The organism is Streptococcus pseudopneumoniae ATCC BAA-960 = CCUG 49455 (assembly GCF_002087075.1).
Classification (GTDB): Bacteria; Bacillota; Bacilli; order Lactobacillales; family Streptococcaceae; genus Streptococcus; species Streptococcus pseudopneumoniae.
Genome location: NZ_MWSM01000019.1, coordinates 20,619 through 42,562, shown reverse-complemented (window position 1 = coordinate 42,562; position 21,944 = coordinate 20,619). Strand labels below are relative to the sequence as shown.

Annotated in this window: 20 protein-coding genes; 13 read left to right on the top strand and 7 right to left on the bottom strand. The window is 42.0% G+C overall.

The features are described 5' to 3' along the window. Window positions 1–11: 11 nt before the first annotated feature. The 10 genes from ftsZ (at window position 12) to B4W83_RS04930 (ending at window position 11,844) form a co-directional block, all read left to right on the top strand. A complete protein-coding gene (ftsZ, locus tag B4W83_RS04980; protein ID WP_000144271.1) occupies window positions 12–1,271 on the top strand; it encodes a cell division protein FtsZ in 1,260 nt (419 codons plus the stop codon). A 4-nt stretch (window positions 1,272–1,275) separates the two neighbouring features. Then, the gene (locus tag B4W83_RS04975; protein ID WP_001101087.1) at window positions 1,276–1,947 is read left to right on the top strand and encodes a YggS family pyridoxal phosphate-dependent enzyme; all 672 of its coding nucleotides are present in this window, start codon (window positions 1,276–1,278) and stop codon (window positions 1,945–1,947) included. A 9-nt stretch (window positions 1,948–1,956) separates the two neighbouring features. After that, a complete protein-coding gene (locus B4W83_RS04970; protein ID WP_000053381.1) occupies window positions 1,957–2,496 on the top strand; it encodes a cell division protein SepF in 540 nt (179 codons plus the stop codon). Beyond that, window positions 2,496–2,759 (top strand): YggT family protein, encoded by a 264-nt coding sequence (locus B4W83_RS04965; protein WP_000576513.1) that lies wholly within the window; start codon window positions 2,496–2,498, stop codon window positions 2,757–2,759. The genes B4W83_RS04970 and B4W83_RS04965 overlap by 1 nt, the downstream gene beginning before the upstream one ends. Next, entirely contained in the window at window positions 2,756–3,541 is a 786-nt protein-coding gene (locus B4W83_RS04960; protein WP_001032411.1) for a YlmH family RNA-binding protein, read from the top strand. Before B4W83_RS04965 ends, B4W83_RS04960 begins: the two co-directional genes overlap by 4 nt. Window positions 3,542–3,549: 8 nt before the next feature. Continuing rightward, entirely contained in the window at window positions 3,550–4,431 is an 882-nt protein-coding gene (locus B4W83_RS04955; RefSeq protein WP_001123177.1) for a DivIVA domain-containing protein, read from the top strand. A 252-nt stretch (window positions 4,432–4,683) separates the two neighbouring features. After that, on the top strand, window positions 4,684–7,476 hold the full coding sequence (gene ileS, locus B4W83_RS04945; protein WP_000768058.1) for an isoleucine--tRNA ligase: 2,793 nt from the start codon (window positions 4,684–4,686) through the stop codon (window positions 7,474–7,476). A 145-nt stretch (window positions 7,477–7,621) separates the two neighbouring features. Next, window positions 7,622–8,314 (top strand): phosphoglycerate mutase, encoded by a 693-nt coding sequence (locus tag B4W83_RS04940; RefSeq protein ID WP_000240129.1) that lies wholly within the window; start codon window positions 7,622–7,624, stop codon window positions 8,312–8,314. Window positions 8,315–8,432: 118 nt separating this feature from the next. After that, window positions 8,433–9,134 (top strand): ABC transporter ATP-binding protein, encoded by a 702-nt coding sequence (locus B4W83_RS04935; RefSeq protein WP_000323361.1) that lies wholly within the window; start codon window positions 8,433–8,435, stop codon window positions 9,132–9,134. A gap of 1 nt (window position 9,135) precedes the next feature. After that, the gene (locus tag B4W83_RS04930) at window positions 9,136–11,844 is read left to right on the top strand and encodes an ABC transporter permease (RefSeq protein ID WP_000595893.1); all 2,709 of its coding nucleotides are present in this window, start codon (window positions 9,136–9,138) and stop codon (window positions 11,842–11,844) included. 210 nt (window positions 11,845–12,054) lie between these two features. Here B4W83_RS04930 and tpx read toward each other — a convergent pair whose 3' ends face one another. From tpx to B4W83_RS04905, 4 genes are all read right to left on the bottom strand, one after another. After that, window positions 12,055–12,546, bottom strand: coding sequence for a thiol peroxidase (gene tpx, locus B4W83_RS04920; RefSeq protein WP_000256026.1), 492 nt, complete (start codon window positions 12,544–12,546; stop codon window positions 12,055–12,057). Between the two features lie 122 nt (window positions 12,547–12,668). Beyond that, complete coding sequence (psaA, locus tag B4W83_RS04915) at window positions 12,669–13,598, bottom strand: metal ABC transporter substrate-binding lipoprotein/adhesin PsaA (protein WP_000733084.1); 930 nt, start codon at window positions 13,596–13,598, stop codon at window positions 12,669–12,671. 31 nt (window positions 13,599–13,629) lie between these two features. Then, window positions 13,630–14,478, bottom strand: a complete 849-nt coding sequence (locus B4W83_RS04910; RefSeq protein ID WP_000559787.1) for a metal ABC transporter permease — start codon at window positions 14,476–14,478, stop codon at window positions 13,630–13,632. Next, a complete protein-coding gene (locus B4W83_RS04905; RefSeq protein WP_000619152.1) occupies window positions 14,475–15,197 on the bottom strand; it encodes a metal ABC transporter ATP-binding protein in 723 nt (240 codons plus the stop codon). The genes B4W83_RS04910 and B4W83_RS04905 overlap by 4 nt, the downstream gene beginning before the upstream one ends. A gap of 177 nt (window positions 15,198–15,374) precedes the next feature. On the opposite strand from B4W83_RS04905, the gene pepO reads away from it, so the two are divergent. Then, a complete protein-coding gene (pepO, locus tag B4W83_RS04900; protein WP_000199257.1) occupies window positions 15,375–17,267 on the top strand; it encodes an endopeptidase PepO in 1,893 nt (630 codons plus the stop codon). Between the two features lie 128 nt (window positions 17,268–17,395). Here pepO and B4W83_RS04895 read toward each other — a convergent pair whose 3' ends face one another. Both B4W83_RS04895 and B4W83_RS04890 read right to left on the bottom strand, forming a co-directional pair. After that, window positions 17,396–18,025, bottom strand: a complete 630-nt coding sequence (locus B4W83_RS04895) for an MBL fold metallo-hydrolase (RefSeq protein WP_000690840.1) — start codon at window positions 18,023–18,025, stop codon at window positions 17,396–17,398. A 123-nt stretch (window positions 18,026–18,148) separates the two neighbouring features. After that, a complete protein-coding gene (locus B4W83_RS04890; protein WP_345694211.1) occupies window positions 18,149–18,376 on the bottom strand; it encodes a hypothetical protein in 228 nt (75 codons plus the stop codon). Between the two features lie 379 nt (window positions 18,377–18,755). Here B4W83_RS04890 and B4W83_RS04885 point away from each other — a divergent pair, with 379 nt between their 5' ends. Beyond that, a complete protein-coding gene (locus B4W83_RS04885; RefSeq protein WP_001123788.1) occupies window positions 18,756–20,978 on the top strand; it encodes a RelA/SpoT family protein in 2,223 nt (740 codons plus the stop codon). A gap of 29 nt (window positions 20,979–21,007) precedes the next feature. After that, window positions 21,008–21,451 carry a D-aminoacyl-tRNA deacylase gene (gene dtd / locus B4W83_RS04880; protein ID WP_000691416.1) on the top strand — a complete coding sequence of 148 codons (444 nt, stop codon included), beginning with the start codon at window positions 21,008–21,010 and terminating at the stop codon, window positions 21,449–21,451. Between the two features lie 31 nt (window positions 21,452–21,482). Here the strand turns inward: dtd and B4W83_RS04875 are convergent, their stop codons facing one another. Continuing rightward, window positions 21,483–21,902 carry a hypothetical protein gene (locus B4W83_RS04875; protein WP_000789565.1) on the bottom strand — a complete coding sequence of 140 codons (420 nt, stop codon included), beginning with the start codon at window positions 21,900–21,902 and terminating at the stop codon, window positions 21,483–21,485. Window positions 21,903–21,944: the final 42 nt, after the last annotated feature.

Here is a 21,944-nt window from a genome sequence, read left to right as displayed (position 1 = left end):
ACAAATAAATTATGACATTTTCATTTGATACAGCTGCTGCTCAAGGGGCAGTGATTAAAGTAATTGGTGTCGGTGGAGGTGGTGGCAATGCCATCAACCGTATGGTCGACGAAGGTGTTACAGGCGTAGAATTTATCGCAGCAAACACAGATGTACAAGCATTGAGTAGTACAAAAGCTGAGACTGTTATTCAGTTGGGACCTAAATTGACTCGTGGTTTGGGTGCAGGAGGTCAACCTGAGGTTGGTCGTAAAGCTGCTGAAGAAAGCGAAGAAACACTGACGGAAGCTATCAGTGGTGCAGATATGGTCTTCATCACTGCTGGTATGGGAGGAGGCTCTGGAACTGGAGCTGCTCCTGTTATTGCTCGTATCGCCAAAGATTTAGGTGCTCTTACAGTTGGTGTTGTAACACGTCCCTTTGGTTTTGAAGGAAGCAAACGTGGACAATTTGCTGTAGAAGGAATCAATCAACTTCGTGAGCATGTAGATACTCTATTGATTATTTCGAACAACAACTTGCTTGAAATTGTTGATAAGAAGACACCGCTCTTGGAGGCTCTTAGCGAAGCGGATAACGTTCTTCGTCAAGGTGTTCAAGGAATTACCGATTTGATTACCAACCCAGGATTGATTAACCTTGACTTTGCCGATGTGAAAACGGTAATGGCAAACAAAGGGAATGCTCTTATGGGTATTGGTATCGGTAGTGGAGAAGAACGTGTTGTTGAAGCAGCGCGTAAGGCAATTTACTCTCCACTTCTTGAAACAACAATTGATGGAGCGGAAGATGTGATTGTCAACGTAACTGGTGGTCTTGACTTAACCTTGATTGAGGCAGAAGAGGCTTCACAAATTGTGAACCAGGCAGCAGGTCAAGGAGTGAACATCTGGCTCGGTACTTCAATTGATGAAAGTATGCGTGATGAAATTCGTGTAACAGTTGTTGCAACAGGTGTTCGTCAAGACCGCGTAGAAAAGGTTGTGGCTCCACAAGCTAGACCGACTACTAACTACCGTGAGACAGTGAAACCAGCTCATTCACATGGCTTTGATCGTCATTTTGATATGGCAGAAACAGCTGAATTGCCAAAACAAAATCCACGTCGTTTGGAACCAACTCAGGCATCTGCTTTTGGTGATTGGGATCTTCGCCGTGAATCGATTGTTCGTACAACAGATTCAGTCGTTTCTCCAGTTGAACGCTTTGAAGCCCCAATTTCACAAGATGAAGATGAATTGGATACACCTCCATTTTTCAAAAATCGTTAAGTAAATGAATGTAAAAGAAAATACAGAACTTGTTTTTCGAGAAGTTGCAGAGGCTAGTCTGAGTGCTCATCGAGAGAGTGGTTCAGTCTCTGTCATTGCAGTTACCAAGTATGTAGATGTACCGACAGCGGAATCCTTGCTTCCGCTAGGTGTTCATCATATCGGTGAAAATCGTGTCGATAAGTTTCTGGAAAAATATGAAGCTTTAAAAGATCGAGATGTGACTTGGCATTTGATTGGTACCTTGCAAAGACGTAAGGTGAAAGATGTCATACAATTTGTCGATTATTTCCATGCCTTGGATTCAGTAAAGCTAGCGGAGGAAATCCAAAAAAGAAGTGACCGAGTCATCAAGTGTTTCCTTCAAGTAAATATTTCTAAAGAAGAAAGCAAGCACGGTTTTTCGAGAGAGGAACTGCTGGATATCTTGCCAGAGTTAGCCAGACTAGATAAGATTGAATATGTTGGTTTAATGACGATGGCACCTTTTGAGGCTAGAAGTGAGCAGTTGAAAGAAATTTTCAAGGCGACCCAAGATTTACAAAGAGAAATCCAAGAAAAACAAATTCCAAATATGCCTATGACCGAGTTAAGTATGGGAATGAGTCGTGATTATAAAGAAGCGATTCAATTCGGTTCCACCTTTGTTCGTATAGGTACAGCATTTTTTAAGTAGGAGAGAACCATGTCTTTAAAAGATAGATTCGATAGATTTATAGATTATTTTACGGAGGATGAGGATTCAAGTCTCCCTTATGAAAAAAGAGATGAGCCTGTGTTTACTCCAGTAAATTCTTCACAGGAACCGGCTCTCCCAATCACTCAAACTCCACAATCAGCTGGAACAAAGGAGAACAATATCACCAGACTTCATGCAAGACAACAGGAATTGGCAAATCAGAGTCAGCGTGCAACGGATAAGGTCATTATAGATGTTCGTTATCCTAGAAAATATGAAGATGCAACAGAAATTGTTGATTTATTGGCAGGAAACGAAAGTATCTTGATTGATTTTCAATATATGACTGAAGTGCAGGCTCGTCGTTGTTTGGATTACCTGGATGGGGCTTGCCATGTTCTAGCTGGAAGTCTGAAAAAAGTAGCTTCTACCATGTATCTGTTGACACCAGTGAATGTTATTGTGAATGTAGAAGATATTCGTTTGCCAGATGAAGATCAACAGGGTGAGTTTGATTTTGATATGAGACGAAATAGAGTACGATAATGATTTTTTTAATTCGTATGATTTATAATGCAGTGGATATTTACTCCCTGATTTTGGTAGCCTTTGCTGTCATGTCTTGGTTTCCAGGCGCCTACGAATCCAGTTTGGGTCGTTGGATTGTAGCGTTGGTAAAACCAGTGCTTGCTCCCTTGCAACGCCTGCCTTTACAGATAGCGGGCCTTGATTTATCTGTTTGGGTTGCGATTGTTTTGGTTCGATTTTTAGGAGAAAACCTAGTCCGTTTTCTGGCGATGATAGGATGAATAAAGGGATTTATCAGCATTTCTCCATAGAAGATCGTCCCTTTCTTGACAAGGGAATGGAATGGATAAAGAAGGTAGAAGATAGCTATGCTCCTTTTTTAACTCCTTTTATCAATCCTCATCAGGAGAAACTATTAAAGATTTTGGCCAAAACCTATGGTCTTGCTTGTAGCAGTAGTGGGGAATTTGTCTCGAGTGAGTATGTTCGAGTTTTATTATACCCAGATTATTTCCAACCAGAGTTTTCAGATTTTGAAATATCTCTTCAGGAAATTGTGTATTCCAATAAATTTGAACATTTAACGCATGCTAAGATTTTAGGGACAGTCATCAATCAATTAGGGATTGAACGGAAACTTTTTGGAGATATCCTAGTAGATGAAGAACGGGCGCAGATTATGATTAATCAGCAGTTTCTTCTTCTCTTTCAAGATGGATTAAAGAAAATTGGCCGTATACCTGTTTCGCTGGAGGAACGTCCTTTCGCCGAGAAAATAGATAAGCTAGAACAGTATCGAGAACTGGATTTATCTGTGTCTAGTTTTCGATTAGATGTTCTTTTATCAAATGTTTTGAAACTATCTAGGAATCAAGCAAACCAGTTGATTGAAAAGAAACTTGTCCAAGTAAATTATCATGTGGTAGACAAATCAGATTACACTGTTCAAGTTGGAGATTTGATTAGTGTGAGAAAATTTGGTCGCTTGAGATTACTTCAAGATAAGGGACAAACGAAAAAAGAGAAGAAAAAAATAACCGTCCAGTTATTATTAAGTAAGTGAGGAATAGAATGCCAATTACATCATTAGAAATAAAGGACAAGACCTTTGGAACTCGATTCAGAGGCTTTGATCCAGAAGAAGTCGATGAATTTTTAGATATTGTGGTTCGTGATTACGAAGATCTTGTTCGTGCGAATCATGATAAAGATTTGCGTATTAAGAGTTTAGAAGAGCGTTTGTCTTACTTTGACGAAATGAAAGATTCATTGAGCCAGTCTGTATTGATTGCCCAAGACACAGCTGAGCGAGTGAAACAAGCAGCACATGAACGTTCAAACAATATCATTCATCAAGCAGAGCAGGATGCGCAACGCTTGTTGGAAGAAGCTAAATATAAGGCAAACGAGATTCTTCGTCAAGCAACAGACAATGCTAAGAAAGTTGCTGTTGAAACCGAAGAGTTGAAGAACAAGAGCCGTGTCTTCCACCAACGTCTCAAATCTACAATTGAGAGTCAGTTGGCTATTGTTGAATCTTCAGACTGGGAAGATATTCTTCGCCCAACAGCTACTTATCTTCAAACCAGTGATGAAGCCTTTAAAGAAGTGGTTAGCGAGGTACTTGGAGAACCGATTCCAGCTCCAATTGAGGAAGAACCAATTGATATGACACGTCAGTTCTCTCAAGCAGAAATGGCAGAGTTACAGGCTCGTATTGAAGCAGCCAATAAAGAATTGGCTGAATTTGAAGCTCAGACTAAACAGGAAGTGGAAGCTCCAACTCCTGTAGTGGGTCCTCAAATGGAAGAAGAACCTGCTCATCCAGTTGGTCCAATGTATGAAGAGCCAGAAGTAGCTCCAGTACATCCTTCGGCTCCAACACCAGCTACAGAAACATTTGATTCAGCACCAGGATTTGAAGCACCGCAAGAATCCGTTACAATTTTATAAGAAATATTCTGAGAACAATATCTTATCCTTATATTTCCAGCGAGCAGGAGATGGTGTGAGTCCTGTAATCCCTATTGATAAGATTATCCTCTCAAAAACTCAAGTCTGAAGTTAGTAGGATTTGACGTTCCCCACGTTACGGGATAAGAGGGAGAAAGACTAAATCTTTTTCCGAATAAAGGTGGTACCACGATTTTCGTCCTTTTTGGCAGTCGTGGTTTTTAATTTGTGATTATTTATAAAGGAGATACCATGAAACTCAAAGATACCCTTAATCTTGGGAAAACAGCTTTCCCAATGCGTGCAGGCCTTCCTACCAAAGAGCCAGTTTGGCAAAAGGAATGGGAAGATGCAAAACTTTACCAACGTCGTCAAGAATTGAACCAAGGAAAACCTCATTTCACCTTGCATGATGGCCCTCCATACGCGAACGGAAATATCCACGTTGGACACGCTATGAACAAGATTTCAAAAGATATCATTGTTCGCTCAAAATCTATGTCAGGTTTTTACGCACCATTTATCCCAGGTTGGGATACTCATGGTCTGCCAATCGAGCAAGTTTTGGCAAAACAAGGTGTCAAACGTAAAGAAATGGACTTGGTTGAGTACTTGAAACTTTGCCGTGAATACGCTCTTTCTCAAGTAGATAAACAACGTGAAGACTTTAAACGTTTGGGTGTTTCTGGTGACTGGGAAAATCCATATGTGACTTTGACTCCTGATTATGAAGCAGCTCAAATCCGTGTATTTGGTGAGATGGCTAATAAAGGCTATATCTACCGTGGTGCAAAACCAGTTTACTGGTCATGGTCATCTGAGTCAGCCCTTGCCGAAGCGGAAATTGAATACCATGATTTGGTTTCAACTTCCCTTTACTATGCCAATAAGGTAAAAGATGGCAAAGGTGTTCTAGATACAGAGACTTATATCGTAGTCTGGACAACAACTCCATTTACTATCACAGCTTCTCGTGGTTTGACGGTTGGAGCAGATATTGATTACGTTTTAGTTCAACCTGCTGGTGAAACTCGTAAGTTTGTCGTTGCTGCAGAATTGTTGACTAGCTTGTCTGAGAAATTTGGTTGGGCTGATGTTCAAGTGTTGGCAACTTACCGTGGTCAAGAACTCAACCACATCGTGACAGAACACCCATGGGATACTGCAGTAGATGAGCTCGTTATCCTTGGTGACCACGTTACCACTGACTCTGGTACTGGTATCGTCCATACAGCCCCTGGTTTTGGTGAGGACGACTATAATGTTGGTATTGCTAATGGTCTTGAAGTCGCAGTGACTGTTGACGAACGTGGTATCATGATGAAGAATGCTGGTCCTGAGTTTGAAGGCCAATTCTACGATAAGGTTGTACCAACTGTTATTGAAAAACTTGGCAGCCTCCTTCTTGCCCAAGAAGAAATTTCTCACTCATATCCATTTGACTGGCGTACTAAGAAACCAATTATCTGGCGTGCAGTTCCACAATGGTTTGCTTCTGTATCAAAATTCCGTCAAGAAATCTTGGATGAAATTGAAAAAGTAAAATTCCACTCTGAATGGGGGAAAGTGCGTCTTTACAACATGATTCGTGACCGTGGTGACTGGGTTATCTCTCGTCAACGTGCTTGGGGTGTTCCGCTTCCTATCTTCTACGCTGAAGATGGTACAGCTATCATGACTGCTGAAACTATTGAACACGTGGCTCAACTCTTTGAGGAACATGGTTCAAGTATTTGGTGGGAACGTGATGCTAAGGACCTCTTGCCAGAAGGATTTACTCATCCAGGTTCACCAAATGGTGAGTTCAAAAAAGAAACAGATATCATGGACGTTTGGTTTGACTCAGGTTCATCATGGAATGGAGTTGTAGTAAACCGTCCTGAGTTGACTTACCCAGCAGATCTTTACCTAGAAGGTTCTGACCAATACCGTGGTTGGTTCAACTCATCACTCATCACATCTGTTGCCAATCATGGTGTAGCACCTTACAAACAAATTCTGTCACAAGGATTTGCCCTTGATGGTAAAGGTGAGAAGATGTCCAAATCTCTTGGAAATACCATTGCCCCAAGTGATGTTGAAAAACTATTTGGTGCGGAAATCTTGCGTCTCTGGGTAACAAGTGTTGACTCAAGCAACGACGTGCGTATTTCTATGGATATCTTGAGCCAAGTCTCTGAAACTTACCGCAAGATTCGTAACACCCTTCGTTTCTTGATTGCCAATACATCTGACTTTAACCCAGCTCAAGATGCAGTCGCTTACGAAGAGCTTCGCTCAGTTGATAAGTACATGACTATTCGCTTTAACCAGCTTGTCAAGACCATTCGTGATGCCTATGCAGACTTTGAATTCTTGACAATCTACAAGGCCTTGGTGAACTTTATCAACGTTGATTTATCAGCTTTCTACCTTGATTTTGCCAAAGATGTTGTTTATATCGAAGGTGCCAAATCACTCGAACGCCGTCAAATGCAGACTGTTTTCTATGACATTCTTGTGAAAATCACCAAACTCTTGACACCAATCCTTCCTCACACTGCGGAAGAAATCTGGTCATACCTTGAGTTTGAAACAGAAGACTTTATTCAATTGTCAGAATTACCAGAAGCAGAGACATTTGCTAATCAAGAAGAAGTCTTGGATACATGGGCTGCCTTTATGGATTTCCGTGGACAAGCTCAAAAAGCCTTGGAAGAAGCGCGTAATGCAAAAGTTATCGGTAAATCACTTGAAGCACACTTGACAGTTTATCCAAATGAAGTTGTGAAAACTCTACTCGAAGCAGTAAACAGCAATGTAGCTCAACTTTTGATCGTGTCTGAGTTGACCATCGCAGAGGGACCAGCTCCGGAAGCTGCCCTTAGCTTCGAAGATGTAGCCTTTACAGTTGAACGCGCTGCAGGCCAAGTATGTGACCGTTGCCGTCGTATCGACCCAACAACAGCAGAACGCAGCTACCAGGCAGTCATCTGTGACCACTGTGCAAGTATCGTAGAAGAAAACTTTGCGGACGCAGTCGCAGAAGGATTTGAAGAGAAATAAGGTTGTTGTATGATACTAAGAAGGAAAAGGATTGCCAAACAGTCCTTTCCTTTTTGGTTTTGACTAGCTTTTTTGTGAAAAATTGTGTAGAATAGAATAGATAAACGAGGGGAAACCTCGGAAAATTTGAAGGAGAATCCATCTAATGGTAAAATTGGTTTTTGCTCGCCACGGTGAGTCTGAATGGAACAAAGCTAACCTTTTCACTGGTTGGGCTGATGTTGATTTGTCTGAAAAAGGTACACAACAAGCGATTGACGCTGGTAAATTGATCAAAGAAGCTGGTATCGAATTTGACCAAGCTTACACTTCAGTATTGAAACGTGCTATCAAAACAACGAACTTGGCTCTTGAAGCTTCTGACCAATTGTGGGTTCCAGTTGAAAAATCATGGCGCCTGAACGAACGTCACTACGGTGGTTTGACTGGTAAAAACAAAGCTGAAGCTGCTGAGCAATTTGGTGATGAGCAAGTTCACATCTGGCGTCGTTCATACGATGTATTGCCTCCAAACATGGACCGTGATGATGAGCATTCAGCTCACACTGATCGTCGTTACGCTTCACTTGACGATTCAGTTATTCCAGATGCTGAAAACTTGAAAGTGACTTTGGAACGTGCCCTTCCATTCTGGGAAGATAAAATCGCTCCAGCTCTTAAAGATGGTAAAAACGTATTCGTAGGAGCTCACGGTAACTCAATCCGTGCCCTTGTAAAACATATCAAAGGTTTGTCAGATGACGAGATCATGGACGTGGAAATCCCTAACTTCCCACCATTGGTATTCGAATTCGACGAAAAATTGAACGTAGTTTCTGAATACTACCTTGGAAAATAAAAAAATGTAAGTCTAGAATTGATTTCTAGGCTTTTTGTTTTTGTTCCCAGTTTCCAATGGCTTGAAAAAGCGATATAATGATAGTAGGAAGTAATTTGTTTAAGAGAGGGTGGCACTGATGGCTTATATTGAGATGAAACACTGTTACAAGCGTTATCAGGTTGGGGACACGGAGATTGTGGCCAATCGTGATGTGAATTTTGAGATTGAAAAAGGGGAGCTGGTGATTATCCTTGGTGCGTCAGGTGCTGGTAAGTCAACGGTTCTTAACCTTCTTGGAGGCATGGATACCAATGACGAGGGGGAAATCTGGATTGATGGTGTCAATATTGCAGACTATAGTTCCCACCAGCGCACCAATTATCGTAGAAATGATGTGGGTTTTGTTTTTCAGTTTTACAATCTAGTTTCCAATCTGACTGCTAAGGAAAATGTGGAACTGGCTTCTGAAATCGTGACAGATGCCTTGGATCCTGAGCAGGTGCTGACAGATGTAGGTCTGGCTCATCGTCTAAATAATTTCCCAGCCCAGCTTTCTGGAGGGGAGCAACAGCGAGTCTCCATTGCACGCGCGGTAGCTAAAAATCCTAAACTGCTCCTTTGTGATGAACCAACAGGTGCCTTGGATTATCAGACGGGCAAGCAAGTCTTGAAGATTCTCCAAGATATGTCTCGTCAAAAAGGGGCAACAGTGATTATTGTGACCCATAATAGCGCGCTAGCTCCTATTGCTGATCGCGTGATTCATATGCACGATGCCAGTGTCAAGGATGTGGTGATCAACCAGCATCCTCAGGATATAGATAGTTTGGAGTACTAGCATGATTAAGCGAAAAACCTATTGGAAGGACTTAATTCAGTCCTTCACAGGCTCCAAGGGGCGTTTTTTATCCATCTTGACCCTGATGATGTTGGGCTCTCTAGCCCTAGTAGGTCTCAAAGTAACTGGCCCCAATATGGAGGCGACCGCTAATGCTTATTTCACAACTGCTAAAACCTTGGATTTGGCAGTCATGTCTAACTATGGTTTGGATCAAGCAGATCAAGAAGAACTAGAACAGTTAGAGGGCGCAGAGGTCGAGTTTGGCTACTTGACAGATGTGACCATGGCTAATGGGCAGGATGCTATTCGGCTGTACTCCAAACCAGAGCGAATTTCAACCTTTCAGCTCAGAGAGGGACGACTTCCGCAGTCAGACCAGGAAATTGCTTTGGCCAGTCATCTGCAGAGTCAATATAGCGTAGGACAGGAGATTAGTTTTAAAGAAAAAGAAGGCAGTCATTCCTCTTTAAAAGACCATACTTTTACCATTACTGGTTTTGTGGATTCGGCTGAAATCCTCTCTCAGCGAGATATGGGCTATGCAGGAAGTGGAAGTGGGACTCTGACAGCCTACGGGGTGATTTTACCTAGTCAGTTTGATCAGAAAGTCTACAATATAGCTCGTTTGAAATATCAAGATTTAGCAGGCTTAAATGCCTTTTCAGTAGCTTATGAAGAAAAATCCAAGCAACATCAGGAAGACCTTGAACAAACTTTATCAGATAATGGCAAGGCACGTCTGCAGCTCTTGAAAAAAGAAGGCCAAGAATCTATCGATAAGGGGAAAGAGACCCTTGACCAGGCACAGGCTAATTTGCAGGAAGGCAAGCGTCGTTTAGCAACTGCTCAAGCTCGTTTACAGGCTCAGGAAAGTCAATTATCTTTGCTACCTCAAGTTCAGAGAGAGCAAGCCATTGCTCAACTTACCCAAGCCAAGCAGGAATTGAGCAAGGAAGAGGACAAACTAAAGCAGGCTGAACAAAATCTAGCCCAAGAAAAGGAAAAATTAGAAAAACATCAGCAAGTCTTGGATGAATTAGCTGAGCCCAAGTATCAAGTCTATAATCGTCAGACCATGCCAGGTGGTCAAGGCTACCTCATGTACAGTAATGCTTCAGCCAGTATTCGGGCAGTGGGCAATATCTTTCCTGTAGTGCTTTATGCCGTAGCAGCTATGGTGACCTTTACAACTATGACCCGTTTTGTGGATGAAGAGCGAACACATGCAGGGATTTTTAAGGCCTTGGGTTATCGTAGCAAGGATATTATTGCCAAGTTTCTCCTTTACGGTCTAGTAGCTGGGACTGTCGGAACAGCTCTAGGTAGTATACTTGGCCATTATTTGCTAGCCAGTGTGATTTCAAGTGTTATTACAAAAGGTATGGTGGTGGGAGAAACTCAGATTCAGTTCTATTGGACCTATAGCATACTAGCTCTTGGCTTGAGTTGGTTGGCGAGTGTGTTACCAGCCTATCTGGTGGCTCGGAGGGAACTTCACGATGAAGCAGCTCAGCTTTTACTGCCTAAACCACCTGTTAAAGGAGCTAAAATCTTACTGGAGCGTATCGGTTTTATTTGGCGTCGTCTCAATTTTACCCATAAAGTAACAGCCCGCAATATCTTCCGTTATAAACAGCGGATGTTGATGACAATATTTGGTGTGGCAGGTTCAGTCGCTCTGCTCTTTGCAGGCTTGGGCATCCAATCCTCTGTAGCAGGAGTTCCGTCTAGACAGTTTCAACAAATCCAACAGTATCAAATGATTGTCTCTGAAAATCCTAGTGCGACCAATCAAGACAAGGCAGAGTTGGAAGAAGTGTTGAAAGGGCAGGATATTCAAACCTATCAGAAAATCTATTCAAAAACGCTAGATAAGGATTTCAAAGGTAAGGCTGGTCTTCAGACTATTACCCTTATGATGACAGATAAGGAAGATTTGACTCCCTTTATCCATCTGCAAAATCATCAGCAGGAGCTGACATTGAAAGATGGAGTCGTTATTACAACTAAACTAGCCCAGCTGGCAGGTGTCAAGGTTGGGCAGACTTTCGAAATTGAAGGTAAGGAACTAAAGGTTGCTGCCATTACTGAGAACTACGTTGGTCACTTTATTTATATGAGTCAGGCTAGCTATGAGCAAATTTACGGACAGCTACCCCAAGCCAACACTTATTTGGTCTCGTTAAGAGATACCAGTGCTACTAGTATCGAAAGACAGGCAGGCTTACTTATGAATCAAGCTGCGGTGTCCAGTGTTGTCCAAAATGCTTCAGCCATTCGCCTCTTTGACTCCGTCTCTAGCTCACTCAATCAGACCATGACCATCTTGGTCATCGTGTCGGTTCTGTTGGCTATTGTTATCCTCTACAATTTGACCAATATCAACGTAGCTGAAAGAATCCGTGAACTCTCCACTATCAAGGTTCTCGGTTTTCATAATAATGAAGTCACTCTCTACATTTACCGTGAGACGATTGTGCTGTCCCTTGTTGGAATCGTCCTTGGTCTGGTATCTGGTTTCTATTTACACCAATTTTTGATTCAAATGATTTCACCAGCGACTATTCTCTTTTATCCGCAGGTAGGCTGGGAAGTCTATGTAATCCCAGTGGTAGCAGTAAGCACCATTTTGACCGTACTTGGTTTCTTTGTTAATCATCATTTGAGAAAGGTTGATATGTTAGAAGCCTTGAAATCTGTAGAGTAATACTCAATGAAAATCAAAGAGCAAACTAGGAAGCTAGTCGTAGGTTGCTCAAAGCACCGCTTTGAGGTTGCAGATAAAGCTGACGTGGTTTGAAGAGATTTTCGAAGAGTATAAGGTAGTTGTTTTTAGCTAATTGAATTGATATTTACTCGTAAATAAAAAATCCTCCGTTTCAAAGAGTGGGGAACTCTTTGTGACAGAGGATTTTTTCTATAGGGCTTTAGCAGCTGCAATTGCGGCTTCGAAGTTTGGCTCAGAATTGATATTGTCCACGTATTCAACGTAGCGAATCGTATTGTCAGTATCGAGGACAAAGACTGCGCGTGCCAATAGGTGCCACTCATTGATTAAGAGAGCGTAATCACGTCCAAAGGAATGGTCGAAATAGTCTGAGAGCATGATGGCATTTTCAATACCTTCAGCACCGCACCAACGTTTCTGGGCAAAAGGCAGATCCATGGAAACAGTCAAGACGACCGTGTTGTCCAGTCCAGCCAACTCTTCATTAAAACGACGTGTTTGAGTTGAGCAGATGCCTGTATCGATAGAAGGCACGACACTCAAGACTTTTTTCTTTCCATCAAAATCAGCCAGAGATTTTTTAGAAAGGTCTGTTGTAGTGAGAGAAAAATCAAGCGCCTTGTCGCCGACTTGTAGTTGTTTACCTGTAAAGCTCACAGGATTTCCGAGAAAAGTTACCATAGGATACTCCAATCTTTTTTCTTCCATTGTAGCTGAAACGGTCAGAATTTTCCAATGATTTGACCGGAAATGTGTGCATAGAAAAAACGTCAGCTCATGTGAGAATGACGTTTTTCAGAGGATTATTTTGCCAATCCTTCAGCAATTTTATCAAGGTTGTATTTCATCATGTTGTAGTAGCTGTCGCCTTCTTTACCTTCTTCTGCGATAGAGTCAGTAAAGATTTGTGCGTAGATTGGGATGTTTGTGTCTTGTGAAACAGTCTTCATTGGACGGTCATCCACACTTGATTCTACAAAGAGTGAAGGAACTTTTGTTTGGCGAAGTTTTTCAACCAAGGTCTTGATTTGTTCAGGTGTTCCTTCTTCTTCAGTATTGATTTCCCAGATGTAGGCACTTGGGACACCATAGGCTTTAGAGAAGTATTTGAATGCTCCTTCGCTGGTTACAATGAGTTTCTTTTCAGCAGGGATGTTATTAAATTTATCCTTACTTTCTTTATCAAGTTTGTCTAACTTATCAGTATATTCTTTGAGATTTTTTTCATAGAATTCTTTGTTGTTAGGGTCTTTTGCGCTCAATTGTTTAGCGATATTTTTAGCAAAGATAATCCCATTTTCAAGGTTGAGCCAAGCGTGTGGGTCTTCTTTACCTTTTTCATTTTTTCCTTCAAGGTAGATAACATCAACGCCTTCGCTGACTGCAAAGTAGTCTTTGTTTTCAGTTTTCTTAGCATTTTCTACCAATTTGGTAAACCAAGCATTGCCACCTGTTTCAAGGTTGATACCGTTATAGAAAATGAGGTCTGCCTCAGAAGTTTTCTTAACATCTTCAGGAAGTGGTTCGTATTCGTGTGGGTCTTGCCCAATCGGAACGATACTATGAAGATCAATTTTATCACCAGCAATATTTTTAGTAATATCAGCGATGATTGAGTTTGTAGCAACAACTTTTAGTTTTTGACCAGAAGCTGTATCTTTTTTTCCGCTAGCACATGCTACAAGAGCAATAACAGAAAGAAAGAGAACGAGTAATGTACCTAATTTTTTCATTAGATCCTCCAATTTATTGGGGTTTTACCCCTTATTTTAACAAATGTTTATTTTTTAGTTTCAAATATCGTTGTTTTGGAGCGATAAAGAAGCTAATGAGAAAGAAACTAGCGGCTGTAAGCACGATACTAGAACCTGCCGCAACGTTAAAGCTATAGCCGATAAAGAGCCCCAAAACTGAAGCTGTCGCTCCAAAGGTTGAGGAAAGGAAAATCATACTTTTCAGGCTATTAGCATACAGATAAGCAGTTGCAGCTGGGGTAATCAGCATGGCTACAATCAGGATAGTTCCGACACTTTGCATGGCTGTCACAGACACGAGAGTCAAGAGTACCATGAGAAGGTAGTGATAGAAATTGACAGGCATTCCCATGGCTTTGGCCAAGAGTTCATCAAAGGAAGTTATCAAGAGTTGCTTGAAGAAAATCCAGATTAACAAGAGAATGACTGCCCCAACACCCATAGTAATAAACATATCCGTATCTTGGACGGCTAGGATATTACCAAAAAGGATATGGAAAAGGTCAGTTGAACTTTTAGCGACACTAATCAAGATGATACCGAGGGCTAAGAAAGAAGAAAAGGTAATGCCGATGGCGGTATCGCTTTTGATAATCGAGTTTCCCTTGATGTAGGTAATGATGATGGCAGCTAGCAGTCCAAAGACAATGGCTCCGATAAAGAAGTCAAGGCCCAAGATGAAGGAGAGGGCTACACCTGGTAAGACAGCATGTGAAATGGCATCTCCCATGAGTGACATCCCGCGTAGGATGATGAAACATCCTACAGCTCCAGCTACGACCCCGACGACAATGGCTGTTATCAAGGCATTTTGTAGGAAATGGAATTTTTGCAATCCATCGATAAATTCTGCAATCATAGGTCACCTCCATTGAAAAAGAGTCGATTACCGTAAGCTTCTTTGAGATTGGCTTCGGTAAAGGTTTCTTTGGTTGGACCAAAGGCAATCACTTCTCGATTGACAAGCAAGACTTGATCGAAGTAGTGGGGAACCTTGCTGAGGTCGTGGTGGACGATGAGAACCGTCTTCCCAGCTTTTTTCAGATCTCTCAGCGTATTCATGATGATTTCCTCACTGACAGAGTCAATCCCAACAAAGGGTTCATCCAAGAGGATATAGTCGGCTTCCTGTACCAAACATCTGGCAATCAAGACCCGCTGGAATTGACCTCCAGACAGTTGACTGATTTGCCGTTCAGCGTAGTCAGCTAGACCGACGATTTCAAGGGCTTCTTTCACTTTCTTCCAATGTTTAGCCTTTAAACTTCGAAAGAGAGGGATAGAGGGAAAGAGTCCTAACGAGACGCATTCCTTGACCTTGATGGGAAAGTTGTAGTCGATATTGATTTTTTGTTCGACATAGGCAATTCGGTGTAAGGATTTTTTAACTTCCTTGTTATCGAGAAATGCCTGACCTTGATGTGGGATAATTCCCAGCATCCCTTTTAATAATGTTGATTTTCCAGCACCGTTTGGGCCAATGATACCTGTAATTGTCGGTCCATGGAGCACTAGTGAAATATCCTTAAGTGCCAACGTTTCTTTGTAGGAGACACTGAGGTTTTCGATACGTATCATAAACTTATATTCCTCCTGTCTCTTAATATACATTAAAAAAAAAATTAAGTCAAGTTAATTTTTGAAAAAATTAAAATAATAACTGAAAAACAATGGGAAACATCCGTTCATTTTTAATTGCATTCCCAAGCAATTTTTGTTAAGCTAAAAACAAGTACAAATGAAAGCGAGAACAAGATGACACGTTATCAAGATGATTTTTATGATGCTATCAATGGGGAATGGCAACAGACAGCTGAAATTCCAGCAGATAAGTCTCAAACGGGAGGTTTTGTTGATTTAGACCAGGAAATTGAAGATCTGATGCTGGCGACAACAGACAAGTGGTTGGCAGGAGAAGAGGTGCCTGAGGATGCTATCTTGGCAAACTTTGTCAAATATCACCGCCTAGTTCGTGATTTTGACAAGAGAGAAGCTGACGGTATCACACCTGTCTTACCACTTCTTAAAGAATTCCAAGAATTGGAGACTTTTGCGGATTTTACAGCTAAACTAGCAGAGTTTGAGCTTGCAGGAAAACCTAATTTCCTTCCTTTTGGTGTATCGCCAGACTTTATGGATGCCAGAATCAATGTTCTATGGGCTAGTGCTCCAAGCACGATCCTGCCAGATACGACCTACTATGCAGAAGACCATCCTCAGCGCGAGGAGCTCTTGACTCTTTGGAAAGAAAGCAGCGCAAATCTCCTCAAGGCTTATGATTTCTCTGATGAAGAAATTGAAGACTTGCTAGAGAAAAGACTTGAATTGGACAGCCGAATTGCAGCAGTAGTTCTTTCTAATGAAGAAAGTTCAGAATATGCTAAACTTTACCATCCATATGCTTATGAAGATTTCAAGAAATTTGCGCCTGCCCTACCTTTGGATGACTTCTTCCAAGCTGTTCTTGGACAAGTACCAGACAAGGTTATCGTAGACGAGGAACGTTTCTGGCAAGCCGCAGACCAATTCTATAGTGAAGAAGCTTGGCCTCTCCTCAAGGCAACCTTAATTTTAAGTGTTGTGAATCTCTCAACCAGCTATTTAACAGAAGAAATCCGTGTCTTGTCAGGTGCCTATAGCCGTGCGCTTTCAGGAGTTCCAGAAGCCAAAGACAAGGTCAAGGCAGCCTACCAGCTAGCACAAGGTCCTTTCAAACAAGCCTTAGGTCTTTGGTATGCCCATGAAAAATTCTCTCCAGAGGCCAAGGCAGATGTAGAGAAAAAAGTGGCAACCATGATTGATGTCTATAAGGAGCGCTTGGCCAAAAATGACTGGCTAACTCCAGAAACTCGTGACAAGGCCATCGTCAAACTCAATGTCATCAAGCCTTATATTGGTTACCCAGAAGAATTGCCAGCACGCTACAAGGACAAGGTAGTGGATGAGACTGCTAGTCTTTTTGACAATGCTCTAGCCTTTGCGCGTGTGGAAATCAAGCACAGTTGGAGCAAGTGGAACCAGCCTGTAGACTATAAGGAATGGGGCATGCCTGCTCATATGGTCAATGCCTACTACAATCCACAGAAGAACCTGATTGTCTTTCCAGCGGCCATTTTACAGGCTCCTTTCTATGACTTGCATCAGTCATCTTCTGCTAACTACGGTGGGATTGGGGCAGTTATTGCCCATGAAATTTCCCACGCCTTTGATACCAACGGAGCTTCCTTTGATGAAAATGGTAGCCTCAAGGATTGGTGGACAGAGAGCGACTATGCTGCCTTCAAGGAGAAAACACAAAAAGTTATTGACCAGTTTGATGGACAGGATTCTTATGGAGCAACCATCAATGGTAAATTGACTGTGTCAGAAAACGTGGCTGACTTGGGAGGAATCGCTGCAGCCCTTGAAGCAGCTAAGAGAGAACCAGACTTCTCAGCAGAAGAATTCTTCTACAACTTCGGTCGCATCTGGCGTATGAAAGGTCGTCCAGAATTTATGAAACTTTTGGCCAGCGTCGATGTGCACGCGCCAGCCAAACTCCGTGTCAATGTACAAGTACCAAACTTCGATGATTTCTTTACAACCTATGATGTCAAAGAAGGAGACGGTATGTGGCGTTCACCAGAAGAGCGCGTGATTATTTGGTAAGGCAAAAAATTTAGTCATCAGAAAAAAGGCATCCAATCAGGTGTGAAAACCTTGATAGGATGCCTTTTATAGTGGAAAGATTTGCTGGATAGTTTACTTAAATTGTGCTATTGATTGTCATCATTTTACTAGAAAAAGGGATTGAAAGTTTTTTCGTGAGCGATGGTTGTAGCTGGACCATGTCCTGGATAAACATCGTAGTTTGGTAGAGTGAAGAGTTGGGTCTGGATACTATGGAGAAGTTGCTCCGTACTACCAGTTGGAAGATCTGTTCGTCCGATAGTTTCACGGAACAGGGCATCACCTGTCAAGACCAAGTGAGCTTGTGGAAAGACGATAGAAACACCACCGATAGAATGTCCTGGTGTTGGCAAGACAGTGAAACGAAATTCCTCTAGTTGGTATTCTTCGTGAAAGATAAAAGTGTGCTCTGCAGGTTTTGCGACCACATCTGCCATATCATCGTGACGAGGGAGACCAGAGAGATTATCGACAGGAGTGTAGAGCCAGCTGGCTTCACTCTCTGCGATATAGACAGGAGGATTGCCAAAAGTCTCACGAACCAAGTCCAGACTCATGATATGGTCATAATGAGCGTGGGTCAATAGAATAGCACAGATGGGTTTGTTGATTTTCTCAATCGTCTTGCGAATAGCGTCCCAATGGCTACCAGGATCGACAATGATGAGGTGCTTTTCGCCTTCTAGGTAATAGGTGTTTTCATAGGCAACAGGATTCACGGTTTTATGGATTTTCATACTAGCTCCAATCTCAAAGAATGTACTAAATTAAGTATAGCACAGTTAGGGAGAATAGGTAAGGATTTAGGATGAACTTAAAAACCAGCATGACTAGATGAAGACAGGCTGGTTATCAATTTATCAATATCGGAGAGGTGTCAATTGCCCTTCATAGGTTGCATAAACTCCGTCATTAGCTTGTTTGATAGATGTGATGTTTAGAGTGCCACCATAGTTGGCTTCTCGTTTATCGCTATATTCACTATAAGTTATCCTATTGGGCAGGTTCTGGTCGTTAGCATAGTATTGAACGACTGTTTTTTTATAACTTTGCTGGCTGAATAGGAACAGGCAGCTAACTCCTAACACTAGGAGAGCAAAGATAGAAATAGCAGTTTTTTTCATAGGTGTTCTCCTTATAAACTAAAGGATAAAAGAAAGCATCTTGAGGATTTTAATTCTAAAATCCAGTCAAGGTACCAGTGTATGTGACACGAATTCCACCGTTTATCTTTCGTATATTCAATGGAATTGGGGAAGTCAGAAAGTCTTTCGGTTACAATATGGTTTCCGTTCTTCTATCTCTCCTTCTATCACCTAAGTTTAAAATCTAACTTCGTAATATATTATAGACTAATAATTCAGAATTATCAAGCAATTCTGAATTATTTTTTTCTTATTCTGTTCCAATCTAGTTTTCATATTCTTAAAAAAGTGATAAAATGGTAGGAAGAATTGGAGAGTAGAGATGCCAAAAGAAGTGAATTTAACAGGCGAAGAAGTTGTCGCTTTAACCAAAGAATATTTAACGGAAGAGGATGTCCATTTTGTCCATAAGGCCTTGGTCTATGCGGTGGATTGCCACAGTGGTCAATATCGTAAATCAGGTGAACCTTATATCATTCACCCCATCCAAGTGGCAGGTATTTTAGCCAAACTCAAGCTGGATGCCGTAACGGTAGCTTGTGGTTTCTTGCATGATGTGGTGGAGGATACAGATGCGACCTTGGACGATTTGGAAAGGGAGTTTGGTCCTGATGTACGGGTAATCGTAGATGGGGTTACCAAGCTTGGTAAGGTCGAGTACAAATCAATCGAGGAACAATTAGCGGAAAATCATCGCAAGATGCTTATGGCCATGTCTGAGGACATCCGTGTTATCTTGGTCAAACTGTCTGACCGCTTGCACAATATGCGGACCCTGAAACACCTTCGAAAAGACAAGCAGGAGCGTATTTCCAAAGAAACTATGGAAATCTATGCACCGCTTGCTCACCGTCTGGGGATTTCTAGTGTCAAATGGGAATTGGAAGACTTGTCTTTCCGTTATCTCAACCCAACGGAGTTTTACAAGATTACCCATATGATGAAGGAAAAGCGCAGAGAGCGTGAAGCCTTGGTGGATGAGGTAGTTACAAAATTAGAGGAGTATACGATAGATCGTCACTTGAAAGGGAAGATTTATGGTCGTCCCAAGCATATTTACTCAATTTTCCGCAAAATGCAGGACAAGAGAAAACGGTTTGAGGAAATCTATGACCTGATTGCCATTCGTTGTATTTTGGATACCCAAAGTGATGTTTATGCCATGCTTGGTTATGTGCATGAACTTTGGAAACCCATGCCTGGTCGCTTTAAGGACTACATCGCTAACCGCAAGGCAAATGGTTACCAGTCTATCCATACGACTGTCTATGGGCCAAAAGGACCGATTGAATTCCAAATTCGGACCAAGGCCATGCACGAGGTGGCTGAGTACGGGGTTGCGGCTCACTGGGCTTATAAGAAAGGCGTTAAGGGGCAGGTTAACAGTAAGGAGTCTGCTATTGGGATGAACTGGATCAAGGAGATGATGGAGCTTCAAGATCAGGCTGATGATGCCAAGGAATTTGTGGACTCTGTTAAGGAAAACTATCTGGCTGAGGAGATTTACGTCTTTACACCAGATGGAGCTGTCCGTTCTCTTCCCAAAGATTCAGGACCTATTGACTTTGCTTATGAAATCCATACTAAAGTCGGTGAAAAAGCGACTGGTGCCAAGGTCAACGGCCGTATGGTTCCACTGACAACCAAGCTCAAAACAGGGGATCAGGTTGAAATTGTCACCAACCCCAACTCCTTTGGACCTAGCCGCGACTGGCTCAATATGGTCAAGACCAGCAAGGCGCGCAACAAGATTCGTCAGTTTTTTAAAAACCAAGATAAGGAATTATCTGTTAATAAGGGTCGTGAAATGTTGATGACCCAGTTCCAAGAAAATGGCTATGTGGCCAATAAATTTATGGACAAGCGTCATATGGACCAAGTCCTGCAAAAGACCAGCTACAAGACAGAAGACTCCCTCTTTGCGGCCATTGGTTTTGGGGAAATCGGTGCTATTACTGTCTTTAATCGTCTGACTGAAAAGGAACGTCGTGAAGAAGAACGTGCCAAGGCCAAGGCTGAGGCAGAAGAACTTGTCAAAGGTGGCGAGGTCAAGGTTGAAAATAAAGAAACCCTCAAGGTCAAGCATGAAGGTGGTGTGGTCATTGAAGGTGCTTCTGGTCTCCTAGTGCGGATTGCCAAGTGTTGTAACCCCGTGCCTGGTGATGATATTGTCGGCTACATTACCAAGGGTCGTGGTGTGGCTATTCACCGTGTGGACTGTATGAACCTGCGCGCCCAAGAAAACTACGAGCAACGTCTCCTTGATGTGGAGTGGGAAGGTCAGTACTCTAGCTCAAATAAAGAGTATATGGCTCATATTGATATTTATGGCCTCAACCGTACAGGATTGTTGAACGATGTACTGCAAGTTCTCTCAAACACAACCAAGAATATTTCAACAGTCAATGCCCAACCAACCAAGGATATGAAATTTGCCAATATCCATGTGTCCTTTGGCATTACCAACCTCTCGACGCTGACTACGGTTGTGGACAAGATTAAGAGTGTGCCAGAAGTTTACTCTGTCAAACGAACCAACGGTTAATTGTCTGAGTTCTTACTAGAAAGGCTATTATGAAAATCATTATCCAACGTGTTAAAAAAGCCCAAGTCAGTATCGAAGGTCAGGTTCAGGGAAAAATCAATCAGGGGCTCTTATTGCTGGTTGGTGTTGGACCAGAGGACCAAGAGGAAGATTTGGACTATGCTGTGAGAAAACTGGTCAATATTCGGATTTTTTCAGATGCAGAAGGCAGGATGAACCTATCTGTCAAAGATATTGAAGGAGAAATCCTTTCTATTTCCCAGTTTACCCTCTTTGCGGATACCAAGAAAGGCAATCGTCCAGCCTTTACAGAAGCAGCCAAACCTGATATGGCATCAGACTTCTATGATGTTTTCAACCAAAAACTAGCGCAAGAAGTGCCTGTTCAGATAGGTATCTTTGGAGCGGATATGCAGGTTGAGCTGGTCAATGATGGGCCAGTTACCATTATCCTAGATACTAAAAATAGATAAGAAAGATCAAGCCCAGCCGGCTTGGTTTTTCTCATCTATCATAAAATACTCCAAAAGAAATCGGTGCTTGATAGGCTTGGGGAAAGTCTTGTTTCAGGATTTGGCAGGTGCGATAGGAAGGGATGAGATGTCCTAGGATGAGGAGAGTCCCCTGAAGGAAAAGTGGGGTACCACTTAAACATATCAAGGAGAGAATCATCAGGCTATCCCATAGGAGGATTTGTAAGGCAAATCGCCAGAATCTCGGTCTAATCTGGGAATAGAGTTGACTAAAGTGGTCACAAAGCTGGTTAGAAAGATAGGTCAATAGCACAGGATGAAAGAAAATGAGCCAACCGCTATAAATTAAAATCCAATCCCAAGTAAGCCCTTCTTTAAATGTCAAAAATGCCAGCATGATTCCATCAATGACAAGGAGTTGAATGGTTTTGATGTATATGATGTTTTTCATGATAAAACCTCCTTTTTTCCTCTGTTAGTGACGGAATAGTTT

Bases quoted from the DNA above. Each gene is read 5' to 3' on its own strand.
- ftsZ (WP_000144271.1), top strand. From the start codon at position 12: ATGACATTTTCATTTGATACAGCTGCTGCTCAAGGGGCAGTGATTAAA.
- B4W83_RS04975 (WP_001101087.1), top strand. From the start codon at position 1,276: ATGAATGTAAAAGAAAATACAGAACTTGTTTTTCGAGAAGTTGCAGAG.
- B4W83_RS04970 (WP_000053381.1), top strand. From the start codon at position 1,957: ATGTCTTTAAAAGATAGATTCGATAGATTTATAGATTATTTTACGGAG.
- B4W83_RS04965 (WP_000576513.1), top strand. From the start codon at position 2,496: ATGATTTTTTTAATTCGTATGATTTATAATGCAGTGGATATTTACTCC.
- B4W83_RS04960 (WP_001032411.1), top strand. From the start codon at position 2,756: ATGAATAAAGGGATTTATCAGCATTTCTCCATAGAAGATCGTCCCTTT.
- B4W83_RS04955 (WP_001123177.1), top strand. From the start codon at position 3,550: ATGCCAATTACATCATTAGAAATAAAGGACAAGACCTTTGGAACTCGA.
- ileS (WP_000768058.1), top strand. From the start codon at position 4,684: ATGAAACTCAAAGATACCCTTAATCTTGGGAAAACAGCTTTCCCAATG.
- B4W83_RS04940 (WP_000240129.1), top strand. From the start codon at position 7,622: ATGGTAAAATTGGTTTTTGCTCGCCACGGTGAGTCTGAATGGAACAAA.
- B4W83_RS04935 (WP_000323361.1), top strand. From the start codon at position 8,433: ATGGCTTATATTGAGATGAAACACTGTTACAAGCGTTATCAGGTTGGG.
- B4W83_RS04930 (WP_000595893.1), top strand. From the start codon at position 9,136: ATGATTAAGCGAAAAACCTATTGGAAGGACTTAATTCAGTCCTTCACA.
- tpx (WP_000256026.1), bottom strand. From the start codon at position 12,546: ATGGTAACTTTTCTCGGAAATCCTGTGAGCTTTACAGGTAAACAACTA.
- psaA (WP_000733084.1), bottom strand. From the start codon at position 13,598: ATGAAAAAATTAGGTACATTACTCGTTCTCTTTCTTTCTGTTATTGCT.
- B4W83_RS04910 (WP_000559787.1), bottom strand. From the start codon at position 14,478: ATGATTGCAGAATTTATCGATGGATTGCAAAAATTCCATTTCCTACAA.
- B4W83_RS04905 (WP_000619152.1), bottom strand. From the start codon at position 15,197: ATGATACGTATCGAAAACCTCAGTGTCTCCTACAAAGAAACGTTGGCA.
- pepO (WP_000199257.1), top strand. From the start codon at position 15,375: ATGACACGTTATCAAGATGATTTTTATGATGCTATCAATGGGGAATGG.
- B4W83_RS04895 (WP_000690840.1), bottom strand. From the start codon at position 18,025: ATGAAAATCCATAAAACCGTGAATCCTGTTGCCTATGAAAACACCTAT.
- B4W83_RS04885 (WP_001123788.1), top strand. From the start codon at position 18,756: ATGCCAAAAGAAGTGAATTTAACAGGCGAAGAAGTTGTCGCTTTAACC.
- dtd (WP_000691416.1), top strand. From the start codon at position 21,008: ATGAAAATCATTATCCAACGTGTTAAAAAAGCCCAAGTCAGTATCGAA.
- B4W83_RS04875 (WP_000789565.1), bottom strand. From the start codon at position 21,902: ATGAAAAACATCATATACATCAAAACCATTCAACTCCTTGTCATTGAT.